Annotated in this window: 11 protein-coding genes and 1 pseudogene; 6 read left to right on the top strand and 6 right to left on the bottom strand. The window is 45.2% G+C overall.

Features of this window, described 5'->3' with window-relative positions:
* Window positions 1–77: 77 nt before the first annotated feature.
* Window positions 78–660: pseudogene (locus tag QUA36_RS25985) on the bottom strand (IS1634 family transposase); the annotation flags it as partial.
* A gap of 151 nt (window positions 661–811) precedes the next feature.
* Here QUA36_RS25985 and QUA36_RS25980 point away from each other — a divergent pair.
* The gene (locus tag QUA36_RS25980) at window positions 812–997 is read left to right on the top strand and encodes a hypothetical protein (RefSeq protein ID WP_333459570.1); all 186 of its coding nucleotides are present in this window, start codon (window positions 812–814) and stop codon (window positions 995–997) included.
* Window positions 998–1,432: 435 nt separating this feature from the next.
* On the opposite strand, the gene cbiE is transcribed toward QUA36_RS25980, so the two are convergent.
* The 3 genes from cbiE to QUA36_RS25965 form a co-directional block, all read right to left on the bottom strand.
* Complete coding sequence (gene cbiE, locus QUA36_RS25975) at window positions 1,433–2,737, bottom strand: precorrin-6y C5,15-methyltransferase (decarboxylating) subunit CbiE (RefSeq protein WP_333167780.1); 1,305 nt, start codon at window positions 2,735–2,737, stop codon at window positions 1,433–1,435.
* Window positions 2,738–2,855: 118 nt separating this feature from the next.
* Window positions 2,856–3,038 (bottom strand): hypothetical protein, encoded by a 183-nt coding sequence (locus QUA36_RS25970; protein WP_333459569.1) that lies wholly within the window; start codon window positions 3,036–3,038, stop codon window positions 2,856–2,858.
* On the bottom strand, window positions 3,028–3,768 hold the full coding sequence (locus QUA36_RS25965; RefSeq protein ID WP_333167821.1) for a DUF1868 domain-containing protein: 741 nt from the start codon (window positions 3,766–3,768) through the stop codon (window positions 3,028–3,030). The genes QUA36_RS25970 and QUA36_RS25965 overlap by 11 nt, the downstream gene beginning before the upstream one ends.
* A 176-nt stretch (window positions 3,769–3,944) precedes the next feature.
* Here QUA36_RS25965 and holA point away from each other — a divergent pair, with 176 nt between their 5' ends.
* On the top strand, window positions 3,945–4,922 hold the full coding sequence (holA, locus tag QUA36_RS25960) for a DNA polymerase III subunit delta (protein ID WP_333369752.1): 978 nt from the start codon (window positions 3,945–3,947) through the stop codon (window positions 4,920–4,922).
* A gap of 229 nt (window positions 4,923–5,151) precedes the next feature.
* Entirely contained in the window at window positions 5,152–6,138 is a 987-nt protein-coding gene (locus QUA36_RS25955) for a hypothetical protein (RefSeq protein ID WP_333167787.1), read from the top strand.
* 1,322 nt (window positions 6,139–7,460) lie between these two features.
* Here the strand turns inward: QUA36_RS25955 and QUA36_RS25945 are convergent.
* A complete protein-coding gene (locus QUA36_RS25945) occupies window positions 7,461–8,045 on the bottom strand; it encodes an endonuclease dU (protein ID WP_333459568.1) in 585 nt (194 codons plus the stop codon).
* A 98-nt stretch (window positions 8,046–8,143) separates the two neighbouring features.
* On the opposite strand from QUA36_RS25945, the gene glpK reads away from it, so the two are divergent.
* Window positions 8,144–9,631 carry a glycerol kinase GlpK gene (gene glpK, locus QUA36_RS25940; RefSeq protein WP_333459567.1) on the top strand — a complete coding sequence of 496 codons (1,488 nt, stop codon included), beginning with the start codon at window positions 8,144–8,146 and terminating at the stop codon, window positions 9,629–9,631.
* 74 nt (window positions 9,632–9,705) lie between these two features.
* Window positions 9,706–10,077: a c-type cytochrome gene (locus QUA36_RS25935; RefSeq protein WP_333456336.1), complete on the top strand. Its 372-nt coding sequence runs from the start codon at window positions 9,706–9,708 to the stop codon at window positions 10,075–10,077.
* 16 nt (window positions 10,078–10,093) lie between these two features.
* Here QUA36_RS25935 and QUA36_RS25930 read toward each other — a convergent pair whose 3' ends face one another.
* Window positions 10,094–11,620, bottom strand: a complete 1,527-nt coding sequence (locus QUA36_RS25930; RefSeq protein ID WP_333459566.1) for an NB-ARC domain-containing protein — start codon at window positions 11,618–11,620, stop codon at window positions 10,094–10,096.
* Between the two features lie 465 nt (window positions 11,621–12,085).
* Between QUA36_RS25930 and QUA36_RS25925 the strand changes: the two genes are divergently transcribed.
* Window positions 12,086–13,096 carry a hypothetical protein gene (locus tag QUA36_RS25925; protein WP_333459565.1) on the top strand — a complete coding sequence of 337 codons (1,011 nt, stop codon included), beginning with the start codon at window positions 12,086–12,088 and terminating at the stop codon, window positions 13,094–13,096.
* Window positions 13,097–13,110: the final 14 nt, after the last annotated feature.

Here is a 13,110-nt window from a genome sequence, read left to right as displayed (position 1 = left end):
TAAGACTCAGATGTGCATATTTAAATAATGAGATTAAAATGGGTAGGTATGCTTAGTTAAAAAGCGGGATGCTCCCCGTCTCCATCCCCACTTACGATCGTATCAATGATAAATTGTTTGAGATCGGGTCTTTTATCTCGCTTAGTAGCCGTGAACGATTTTTATGGTTTTCATGGAAGATTCTGTATCCTCAGATTCTGCCTCAACTTCCTGGCTCTTTTCCTGACAGTTTTGGTATGCTCCCTCTACTGATATTGAACTGCTGTCTAGATGAACGCTTTTCATTTCTACTTGAAATTTTATCACTGCTTTCAGGGCAATTGCTGTGAATAACTTTGTCGTTCCAGCTTGATAATATTTGTCTAGTGCTCTCCCGATTCTGTCATCATTTAATTGTTCGGCTGTTATTCCTTTTCCGATTAGATGTTCTGTTGCTTTTCCCACGAAAAATGTATCAAATAGGTAGATTGGGGCGCTCAAAAATCCCAATCCGTTCAAAATCATTGCTTTCATTACTTGTCCTGGGCTGACAGTTTCTTTAACTCTTATTCCCACTTTTTTGTTGACTTCTTCTACCAATTCCATTTCATCTATGATCCCCGCTACTATTCCCAAATGGTCTAAATTTACGATATTTATAGCTTCAGAGGGCTTTTTCATAGTTTTGAAGGTTGCTATACTGGCACAAATTATTATACCTTAAAAAAACCTCAAATGATTGCTATGCAATCATTTGAGGTTTTGGCAATTATGAATTCCTTTGAAATTAAATCTGCTTGAATATCTGCGGAATGTGGGTTATAAGCAGCGGATGGGTATTGAAGAAATGTTCCGAGACTGTAAAACAGGAGGCTACGATCTTGAAGGAACCAGCTTAAAAGAAGACCGACTTATTAACATGATTTTGCTCATGACACTTGCGTACACTTGGGCAATATTTCAAGGCACTGAACTAAAAAAAAAGCAGGTACAAAAACATGTATCTCGTCGCAAATAACCTAAAAAAACATATCGAAGACGGAGTACATTTGGTGTTGGTTTAGATGGAGAAAAGTGGGTCAATTATCTCGAACAATATTCTGAGGAGGTAGAACAGTTAAGGAAGTTAACTCCCAATAAATGCCGCTTTTATCAACAAGGTATGCGGGCCGCAACCCTTATACAGTCTATCTCGTAGACCTCTTTGTCACCCCCCCAGCGCACAAATATGATTTTCTGTCAACTTAATTTAGATGCGTTTACCCTGCTTTTTGACCTGCTTAGTCTAAACTCCAATCGACTAGACATGATATTATATTAATTCCGGTTTGCACTCCTCATGACTGTTAATTGTTGATGCGGGGTCGAAAAACTGAATGAGGGTTGAGTGTTGAATGTTAACTCGATTTTAGGCCCGACGCTGAAGCGCGGATTTGATATACCAGATTTCAGATTAATTCAAGTGTCGATCGATCGTTACAATCGAAACCGGATTCAGCGCGTCAAAACGAGTTAAATTGCCCGCATTTACTGAACGCGATAACTGCACTTGCACGATTCGGTAACTCCAGTGCGGTTCCCGGCGCACCCGATCGCCAATCCAGCTCAAAACAGTAGCAATATCCTCAAAAGCATCCAAAGCCAGCACGATCGAGCCTCCAGGGAGCAGCCGCAGCGCGCAAACGCCCAAAATTTTAGTCAACCCTCCGCCACTACCGCCAATAAAGATCCGGTGCGGAGGACGCAAGCGGTGCAAGATTTCCGGGGCAGTTCCGTGAATCGAAAACACATTTTGCAGCCCAAAACGGCTATAGTTGAACTCGATCGCAGAATTACCAGAAACCGTTTGTTCGATCGCGTACACCTCAGACTGCGGGAATAAACGAGCAATCTCGATCGACACAGAACCGTTACCAGCACCCACATCCCAGACAACTTGTCCCGGTTGCAAAGCCAATTGTGCCAGCACCAACACCCGCACTTCCCGTTCAACCGTCAAACCAGGCTTGTCGCCACAACCGATAAAAGCTGCATCCGGTATTCCCAACAAAGGCAAATTTTCCAAATCCAAAGGTTCTGCCCTAGGCGGGGGTTCCCGCAGCATCACAACCACGCTCAGCGGTGCAAAAGACTCTCCCAGCAAAGCTGACAGAGAACGCAAGCCCACGCGCTCGTCAGCAGAACCCAAATTTTCGCAAACCCAAAACTCGTAGCGTGTAGGCAAATCTAGAGCTTTCACCAAATTTGCCAGGGCAGCCGGAGTATGAGTTTCGTCCGCGAGCACCGCAATTTTCTCGACACCGAGTTTGAGTTTTGCCGTCAGTTCCTCAAAATAACGTCCTTGAGAGCCAACAAAATGAGCATCTTGCCAAGGGATTTGTAAGCGGTTAAAAGCCAACTGCACAGAACTGACATGGGGGTGAAAAGTCAATTTTTCTGCCGGCAATTGGGCAATTAACAACTTTCCCCAGCCGTAGAACAGCGGGTCGCCGGCCACTAAAATTACGATCGGTTGATCGCGGGGTTCCAGCGTCCCTGCAGAGGGTTCTAATTCGGGTTCAGTCGCCCACCAGCGCCTAATTTCCAGAATTGCTTCGGTCAAATCTTCCAACGCCCAGCGCTCTCCGTCGTGCTGGGGAAAATAGCTCAAATGGCGCTCGCTGCCTATTAGCAGAGCGGCCATTGCTACAACCTGCCGCGCCGATTCGCTCAGCCCAGCAGCTCCATCTAAACCTATACCAACAACGTTTACTGTCACTTTTTAAGCAAAAAGTAAAAAACCAGAATTACTGATTTTTCCTGGTTTTTCATAAATTTTTTCCTTGACTTTACTGTCAAACAAAAATAATTAAAGCATTTAATAGGCAATATCCTGACTATTGTCCAAGGGGAGAGAGGGAGAGGGGGCGAGAGAGTGGGAGATGGGGCGAGAGAGTGGGAGATGGGAAGAGTGGGAGATGGGAAAAAATCTTCCTTCTTCCTTCTTCCCTCTTCCTTCTTCCTTCTTCCCTCTTCCTTCTTCCTTCTTCCCTCTTCCTTCTTCCTTCGTTAAAACTCAAAAACAGGCCAGTCTGGTTGCCGGAGGTAGGTGGTCATGTCGTCAAACTTCCGCAGTTCCACTCGGTTTACGGACTGTTCTTGCGGCGTGTCCAGCCATTGCTCGTTTAACTCTGACAGCAAAGTGCACAAGCGATCGCGGTCAAGGTTCGGCCCGGTGTCCCCAAAATAAGCCAGAGTAATGTGTGCCGTAAAATGATATTGCTGTTCAATTCCCAAAGCCATTAAATCGGGATTTTGATAGATCGATCGGCGAAACTCTAGAATTTGCTTGTAAGAGTTTTCGTCCGTCGGTGCCAAACAAACACCCACAGCTCTAGTCATCACCATCAACCCCAGCACTATCCAGCGAATGGGAGGGCCGCCCGCCAAGGGTTTGCAGGCGGCAAAACGATCGGCCATGCGCGAGCGCAGTTGCTCCTCAAATTCGGGATTTTTATCAGAGGCATCTCGAAAAGCGCTGCTCCAAATCAAATCGGCTACGGTTAAATGGAAGCTATCAGGAGGCAGTGCCACGAGCGCACCCTCCCCTATTTCCTGCAATAGCCGTTGTTGGCTCGAGTGCAAATTACTATAAAATGCAGCATTTTCTGCATCTTCCCCGGCAGGAGGCGTAATCACCGAATAACCTGGAAAAGGTACAGGATATCTCCTGCCTGCTTCGTCGGGCTTAAATTTTGGAGATTCCTGAATGTGTTCCACCTGGGACTTGTAAGAGTCCAGCAGCGTCATTCGCGCCACCCGATTTACGTAAGCTTGATAAGTATCATCCAATCTTGATTTCCTCGCGGTGACAAACTCCCACACCAAATTTTATATTATGGCGCGGGCTTCCAACAGCCCAATTCAGGATATGTTGGACAAGCCTCGCGTGCAAATGTGATTTTTTTGGCTAGTGAGCGTTTTTCATGCAAATTTACCTGTTTTGGGGGGAAGACGACTTTGCGATGGCGCAAGCTGTAACAAGTTTGCGTCAAACAGTCCTCGACCCCAACTGGGCGAGTTTTAACTATGACAAAATTATTGCCGATCGAGCCGACGCTGTGGTCGAAGGGCTCGATCGAGCCTTAACGCCGCCCTTCGGTACCGGCAGCCGTTTTGTCTGGCTGGCAAATACGACTGTAACGCAGCAGTGCTCTCCTGAACTGTTAGCACAATTTGAACGGACGCTGCCGGTGATTCCCGACACCACCGTGTTGCTGCTGACATCCGTCAAAAAACCCGACAGCCGGCTCAAATCTACCAAGTTACTGAAAGAGTCCGCCGAATTTCGAGAATTTTCACCGATTCCGCCTTGGAATGACAAAGAATTAGCCCAGCGGGTGCGTCAAGTCGCAGGCGAAATGAACGTAAAATTGACCGCCACGGCGATCGAACTTTTGGCCGAATCCATCGGCAGCGATACCCGCGGGCTATACAGCGAACTCGAAAAATTGCGACTGTTTGCCGGCAACCGCAGCCAACCTCTGAACCCGGAAGAAGTTGCCGCACTGGTGCACTGTCACGCCCAGAATACCTTCCAGCTAGCCGATGCGATTCGCGAGGGCAATACCTCCGCCGCTTTGGATTTATTGGCCGGCTTAACTGGCCGCAGCGAGCCTGGTTTGAGGATTGTGGCTGGCTTGACTGGTAAGTTTCGGATTTGGCTATGGGTAAAGGCAATGATCCAAGCGGGCGATCGCGATGATAAAATTGCTCAAGCTCTAGATCTGGGCAATCCGAAACGAGTATACTATTTTCGTCAAGAAGTCAAGAATGCCAGCTTAGAAAAACTGCAAAAAAGTTTGCCTTTGCTGCTAGACTTAGAAGCTTCTTTAAAGCGGGGGCGAGAAGAAATCTCAACCCTGCAAACCAAAGTTATAGAACTTTCTAGCTTGTTTCGCTGATGCGCGACAGGCCACAGGAGCGGCCCCTTACTGTAAATTTTTACAACAAATTTCGATAGCGGCTATGTGCTTGATGCCGGATCGCCGGCCAAAAGGTCAATAGATACTAGAAATATTCTCAGAATGCCAAAGTAGAAGTTAATGTGGTAAATAAATATTGTCCGCCGAATGCCGATCGGTTAATATTATTTGCCGGCTCTCCACCCCCCCCAAAAAAAGAGCGCTACCCATGACACAACAGAACCCGCGGGAACTGCTCAAGCAAGGCGATCCAAAAGCGATCGCATCTAGCATCAACCGTACACTCAAACCCAAAGGCATCAACGCCGATGTGACGCGCGACAACGGCTGCCTCCACATAATTCTGGAGGCAGACAAAGTACCGGATCAAATGGTATTGGTCGATTTCATTCGCACCGGCATGACGAAGCTGGGACTTGAATCAATTCACACTGTAAAGGTTTACGGGCGTCGAACAGGTGAGGGATCGCCTACGTGGGAAGATGAAATTGATCTAATGCCTGCAGATTCAATGCCTTACCCCTTGGATAGTGGAATGCCTGACGACTCTGTAGGTTTAGATGATGTCGAGCCAGAAGAGGAAGACTATTATCAAGAAGGAGAATTCGATCGAGATGACGACGAGGAAGACGAAGACGAAGACGAAGATCAAGCCCCGCCTCCGAAAAAACAATTTCCCAAATGGGTAATACCTGTGGGTATCTTAGTACCTCTGGCGGCGATCGCAGGGCTTTTCTTTACTAAAACATTCCCCTTCGGCGACTCGAACCCAGAACCCATCGCCCCCGAAGCTGCTTCCCCTTCCCCGAAACCCGCATCTCCCGCGTCTAAAGCCGCTCCCACTGCTGCTGCATCTCCGGGCACCCCACAGGCAGCCTCCCCTGCACCAAAACCCGCTCCCACTGCTGCTGCGCCAGCAAGCCCAGCTCCAGCCTCTCCTGCACCAAAAGCCGCCGCGCCTAAGCCTGACTCTTGGAGAGAAGCCGTTAACACAGCTCAGAAGGCAGCAATTTCGGCCCAGAAGGCTCAGTCTCAAGATGAGTGGATCGCAGTAGCAAGCGAGTGGCAGCAAGCGGTTAAGCTCATGAGAGCCGTACCGTCAACCAGCCCGAACTATCAAAAGGCTCAACAAAAAGCGGCAGAGTATCAAGCTAATCTAATTGTTGCCAACCGCAGGGCGGCAGCAGCGCCTTAAAAGTTTTGAGTTTTGAGTTTTGAGTTGAATACTCGATGTGCTAAAAGTCAAAAGTCAAAAGCCAAAAGTAAAAAAACTTGTTTTTACTGAAAGCTTTCTTACTTTTGACTTTTTTCAATTTTATGAAAATTTCATTTAACTTTACCTATTGCTTTAAGTCCACAAGCTGTAATTCTTTTTCATTCAATCCTTTTTAAGCCCCTTCTAGTTTCATTTTGATCTCAAATCCGGTAGCATCGTCTGGCGTAAAATCCAGTCAACCTTCAACAATCACGGCACAGCCGGAATTGAGATAATTCACCTGCGTTAATCTGTGTTTATCTGCGTGTATCGGCAGTAAAAAAAAGAAAATTTATCGGTCGCAGCTAACAAGGAATTGACGCTGATTCACGCAGAGGGCGAGAATAGAGAGCTGAATGATTCCGAGGCTAACAGATTTCATATGACACCAGTATTTAAGCCGATATTTTGCTAGCTTTGGGGTAGTATACTCTAACAAGCCAGCTACTTTTCGGTTACTAAAACGTCTTGATACTTTTAATGTAGCTTTCAGGCGAGAGTCTAATGCTAGTGTAATATTTGATAGTTGACGGATATTTGATAGTTATCTTAAGTCAATACTCCGTACAGTTTTTATATAGCCCAATGGCTTATTCTCGCTTGAATTTGAACCATTGTGGATAATTAAATCAATGTCAGATCCACCCCTGACGCGGCATTTAATTCGACTTTATTTATAATCCTTGCCCCGCGTAAGCTTGTAGTCTCGTTCCAAAAACTGTCCGAAGTATTGAAATTCAAGAAAGTGGAATTATTCCGAGTAATTGTTTCCACCAACAAGACGGAATATGTCGCGACTAACGACTTAACTGAGTCAGAAACAAATGACGTACAAAAAGTGTGTGCCATTCGTTAGAAGTTTGTAGAATGTAACCGAGAAATCAAGCAATTAACAGGAATATAGTCAAGTCGCGTGTCGGAAAGCTCGGATTCAAAAAAATTATATTGCTTGCACTTTACTTGTATGGTTAAGGCTTAAAAGTTTAGCTGTTCAGACAGGTCGAACAATATATCAAATCAAACATGGGCTGTTATCAAATTATTTAAGTAAACAACTGAAATGCCCCCAGATTCCGATATTTATTGTGTCACAAATATGGCAATAAACTCAGAGAAGTTTTGATTGAAAAATCTGACAACCTTTGCCCTTTGTTGGAACTTTTGGAGAGGCTATCGAAGCATTTGTGATAGTTGCGTAAGTCCTGCCCACAAGAAAATTCACTCTTTGTGGAACGGGCCTCTTGCCAGTTCTTAACAATAATTCAAGCAGAACTGCTGCTAACTCCATTAATTACCGCCGCACCAATCAAATGAGCCAAACGCAAAGCTTCAGGAACTTTACCAGTGTCTGTCAAACGCTGAAGCACCCTCGCTATTACTTCCGGTTTTTCGCCGCAAACTTGAAAAAAGAAAGGTTCAAAAGCGTGAATTTTCCCGGCGCGGCGCAACAATTCTAAAGGGTATTCCGAGTCGGGTAAATGACGGAGGGCTTTTTCAACAGCAGCTAAATCTGGTTGGCGGCGCATGACAGCAACGCAAGGAATTTGCAGCCGCGATGCTAACTCGGGAAGGTCAATAATATTGAAGCCACCGAAAGCAATTCCGTCTAGCAAAACGAGATGCAATTGCGGCAGAAATTTGCCTCCGAGGAGTAGCCCAGAGATAGCATCCGTGGCATCTAATCCGTCTGGGAGGACTTGTCCCCACACCATTCCTTCAAATCGCGTTCCCCCGCAGACTATGCCCGCGATCGACACCAGGCTGCCGCTTGTACGAGAAAACGGAGCGTCGTCAAAGCCAATAACCTTAATTGTGCGATCGAGCCTCAGCAAATCTGCCAGTTTCAACTTGTGCAGTTCCCTAAACTAAAGTTTTTGAGATTAGCTTGTGTTTTACATAGTATCATATACGTTAAATAACTCATTACTAAAAAGGTTTTAGACAATTGGCAAAAAAATACGTAGCAGCGATCGACCAAGGAACCACCAGCACCCGATTTATCGTATTCGATCGCCAGGGACAGATATTTTGCAAGGACCAACAAGAACACCAGCAAATCTATCCCCAACCAGGATGGGTTGAACATAATCCCGATGAAATTTGGCAGCGCACCCAAAGTGTGATTAAAAATGCCCTCGAAATCGGCAATATCGACCCCAAAGATATTGCTGCCCTCGGCATTACCAACCAGCGCGAAACTACAATTGTTTGGGACAGAAAAACTGGCAAACCTTACGGTAATGCGATTGTTTGGCAAGATACCCGCACTCGCTTTCTTTGCGAGCAATTAGCTGAAGTTGAGGGCAAAGATCGATTTCGAGAACGATGCGGTTTGCCGCTGGCTACTTATTTCAGCGGGCCGAAAATTAAGTGGATGCTGGACAATATTGCAGGATTGCGGGAAGCTGCAAATCAAGGGGATGCGATTTTTGGCAATGTCGATACTTTTCTGATTTGGCATCTGACTGGCGGCACGCACATTACCGATGTTACCAACGCCAGCCGCACGATGCTGATGGATTTGCAAACCCTTGATTGGGATGCGGAAACTTTGGAAATAATGGCAATTCCCCGCCAGATGCTGCCAGAAATTCGCCCTTCGAGTCAAGTTTTTGGAACTGCAAAAGGATTGCTTGCAGGTATTCCGATTGCTGCTGCTTTGGGAGATCAGCAAGCCGCCCTCGTCGGGCAAACTTGTTTCAGTCTGGGGGAGGCGAAAAATACTTACGGTACGGGCTGTTTTATGCTGCTGAATACCGGTGAGACGATCGTCCCTTCAAAGCAAGGATTACTAACAACAGTCGCCTACAAGATGGGGGAATCGCCCGCTGTGTATGCTTTGGAAGGCAGTATTGCGATCGCCGGAGCTTTAGTGCAGTGGTTGCGGGACAATTTGGGCATCATCAACACATCTGCGGAAGTAGAAACATTAGCAAATACAGTCGAAGATAGCGGCGGAGTTTACGTTGTCCCGGCCTTTTCTGGACTCTACGCCCCCTATTGGAAAGACAGCGCGCGGGGAGTAATTGCAGGTTTAACTCGCTACGCGACTAAGGCACACATTGCCCGCGCAGTATTGGAAGCTACCGCGTGGCAAACGCGAGAAGTATTGGATGCGATGAATCAGGATTCTGCTGTGCAGCTTTTGTCTTTAAAAGTAGACGGAGGTATGGTGGGAAATCACACGCTGATGCAGTTTCAGAGCGATGTTTTGGGAGTGCCTGTGGTGCGGCCTGTGGTAGCAGAAACTACTGCACTCGGTGCCGCTTATGCCGCAGGTTTGGCGGTGGGTTTTTGGAGTCAGCTAGCCGAATTGCGGGACAATTGGGCGGTGGATTGTACTTGGGAACCGAAAATGCCGATCGCACTTCGCGAACAAAAATATCGCTTTTGGAAAAAAGCAGTTTCCCGCACATTCGATTGGGAAGAATAAATCGCTGAGTTAACCCGAAAATGCGTATTTAGTGATATCATTAAATCCAGCACTATTTTTCAAATTGCAAATAAATGATTTCGCTCAAGAACTTTAAAAAAATTCTCACCGCCTTTCTATTGATACTGACACTGGCATTTGTAGAAATCGCCACTAATTCCCAAATCGCCCTCGCAGATACAGCTACAAATCCCGCAACCGCAGCCGATATCTTCAGCGCCAACTGTGCAGGCTGTCACATCAACGGCGGCAACATTATCAGGCGCGGCAAAAACTTGAAACAAAAAGCTTTAAAAAAATACGGCATGGATTCCATCGCCAACATTTCCAACTTAGTAACCAACGGCAAAGGTATTATGCCCGCTTACAAAGATCGTTTGTCGGAACAACAAATTATCGATGTTTCAGCTTACGTGCTATCCCAAGCTGAAACCGATTGGAAATAGAACCTCGGTAGATTATTTATAGCTTAGGCAATCTTGCCACAGACATCAGATATTTCTTTACCGCAGGTTGAAGCGCGAACAGAGTTTCACTTTCGGCTTGGACTGTTTCAATTAGCGATCGCCTTAAAAGCGATTCCAGCGCCCTCAGCAATTCTAAACCCCGCTCTTGCTGAATATCTGAGTAGAAATTTTCAATATCAACAGGTTTGACTTCTTTCGCCATAGAGTATAATAGTTCGATTTCTAATGCTGATAAGCGATTAAACTGCCGAGATAACGTATCGCTATAATCTCCCAGAAACAGCCCATTTCTTAAAAAATTAGCAATGCTGCCGCCAAACATATCCTTAATAGTTGTTGTTACTATTTTTAACGCCAAAGGATTGCCGCTGTAGGTCTCTATCAGTTCCGAGTATTCACCTTCTTCAGACAAACCCTTGTTTTTAAGGATTTCCACAGCCGCCTCTCCCAAACCTCCCAATTTTAATGACCGTACAGATTGATTATCACCTTCTAACGCTGCAATTTCTTTAGGTTTTTCGCAGCTAGTCAACAGCAAGCAACTTTGATGCTGCGATTTTCCTACTTGTTTCAGAAATTCCCCATATACTTGATATCCTTCTCGATAATTTCCTGTTAACTGCTGAGTGCTGAAAATAGCTTCCCACTCATCTAAGATTATTAGGCAGCGACGCTTTTGTAAACACTGAATCAGCCGCTGGATACCATCAGCGATGATTGTTGGTTCTATTCCATTGGTGGAAGCGATTAGGTGATCCAGGGAAATTTCAAGCTGCGAGAGCGCAGATTGAAAAAGTTTTTTATCATGAGTAATTAACTGCAATTTGTCTAAATCGCTTTGCGGTTTATCAGATAAAAATTCGATTAAATTTATTATAGTATCTGCCAACACAGGTGCATGACTGAGGTTGACCCAAATTACGCACTCAAACTGGTGTTTAATCAGATTTGTTAGCTTAGATGCTAAAGCAGTTTTGCCAATGCCACCCATACCCAATACAGCAACTAAGTGGCAGTTTTCTTGTACAATCCATTGTTCTAAGTTAGCAAGTTCTTTTGTGCGCCCGTAGAAAATAGACGTATCCACCGCCAGCCCCCATTCAGTTAGATTTTCGATGGGAGTTTGGGGAGTTTGAGTAGAATTTCTCAATGTAGGAAGCAATGTTTCTCCACTACCCTTTTGTTGATAACCACGTATTTCTAGCATTCTTGGGATTTCTTTCCAGTCTTTCGGTTGTTGCAGCGTCAAAACTTGAATGTAGCGATACAGCCCTCTCGATAAGTCTACTCTAATACCGGCACATTCGCGGTGGAGTGCGGCGGCGATTTCCACCGGACTATAATTGCAAAGCAATCCTCGCAGGTAAGTTTTTTCTAAAGGAGTGAGTCGCTGCTTTCTACTGCTGGCGTACTCTTGTTTGGCTGCTGTCAAGTCTGCATATAACTGTTCGAGATTCCAGCAAGCCGCAGCCTCTATAAACTTCTGTTCTGGTATTTGTAAGGATTTATTTAGGTTTGTCATGGTATATTTATAATTATTTATAATTATTTACAATTGTACCTGCTTAAGGCACTAACTTTTTGTGTATTCTTCTCCCACATTCCGCACCTTCAACTGTCACAATCGGTTTTTACTTATTTTTATCGAACCCTCAAGCTATAAATTATACTGAATATACCGTAGATAAAAAATATTTTTCTAATAACATATAACTTTTTACTTGAAAAATTGATTTTTATAAGTAATTATGCTGTGTGACACCGTAGGGTGCGGAATGTGGGTTTTACTGATGTCAGACAATGTTTTACATAAATTGTTAAATTTATTTAAAATAAAATTAATTCCCGCGTTGGTATATTTTTTACAAAAATACCTAATAAAAATACTAATAGCTCTTAGGTTACTTATCAGTCTTAAGTGTTTTATAAATGTAGAAGGCAGTATTTTATAACACCTGCTATCAAAAAAGTTAAAAGGACAGCTTAAATGGCATCAATTCAACTGACAAATCAGCTAACTACAACTGACAGGGTGATCACAACTCCCGACCCGTCCGATCTTCCTGGTCTATCAACTCGCGCTAAAGATTACATCTTAGAGGTAGAGTTAGTTAATCAGCCAATATCAATTGATCTTTTTAAAGATAGCACTACCTACGATCCTTTAGTGCAAGTTTTTCAGATACCCAAAGGCAGCAGGGGTAGGAATGTAGCTGATACGAGCGGTGTTCTTCTTGCTGAGGATGATGATGGCGCCGGCAACATCGGAGGAAACTCAAAAATACCGAGTGTTTCGAGTGTTATCGGTTCTCCATATTCTACCAAATACTTCAATGGTGCTTCTGACCCCCTTAAAAGTCTGCCTGGTGTGGACTATGTAGTCCGCGTGACTAGCTTTGGTGAGTTACCATCAACTTCTCAGCCTTTCACCTTACAGGTTTCAACTCCCAGTGGCAATGTCGCCTTGAAAGACCCGGTAACAGGTGCAACTCTAGATCGAGAAGGCAAGATTATCGGGGGCGATCCCGGCGACCCTCTAACAGGCAATCTTCCCGTCCGGCGTTTCTTTGACAAGGTGGCAGGAGGGCATTTTTATACCACAGACCCGACAGAGAAAAATGACCGACTAAACAACCCTGCTCGTTACCAGAGTGAAGGCGATGAATTTATCGCTCCAGCCGCCGGTAACGCCAAGGTTCAACGCTTCTTCAATACAGCATCAGGAACCTTTTTCTATACGAATAAACCTAGTGAGGTACAGTTTGTTCGCGACAACTTACCCCAGTTCCGTGCTGACGGAGACGCTTTCAATTCATATAACACGGCTGTTTCGGGTGCGATACCCGTCTTTCGTTTTACCAACCTGGCGAGGGAACGGGAAAATTCGCAAAATATTACACACTTTTTCACCGCAGACCCAAACCAGCGGCGACTGGTACAGGGGAGGTCTGATTTCCGGGATGAGGGGGTTGCTTTTTATGCTCTTCCCCCCGCCTAAGCAGGCAGTTGGAT

The sequence above is a fragment of the Microcoleus sp. Pol10D4 genome (genome assembly GCF_036701555.1).
Taxonomy (GTDB): domain Bacteria; phylum Cyanobacteriota; class Cyanobacteriia; order Cyanobacteriales; family Microcoleaceae; genus Microcoleus.
The sequence above is the reverse complement of the archived record's forward strand: the minus strand, read 5'-3'. Positions and strand labels throughout refer to the sequence as shown.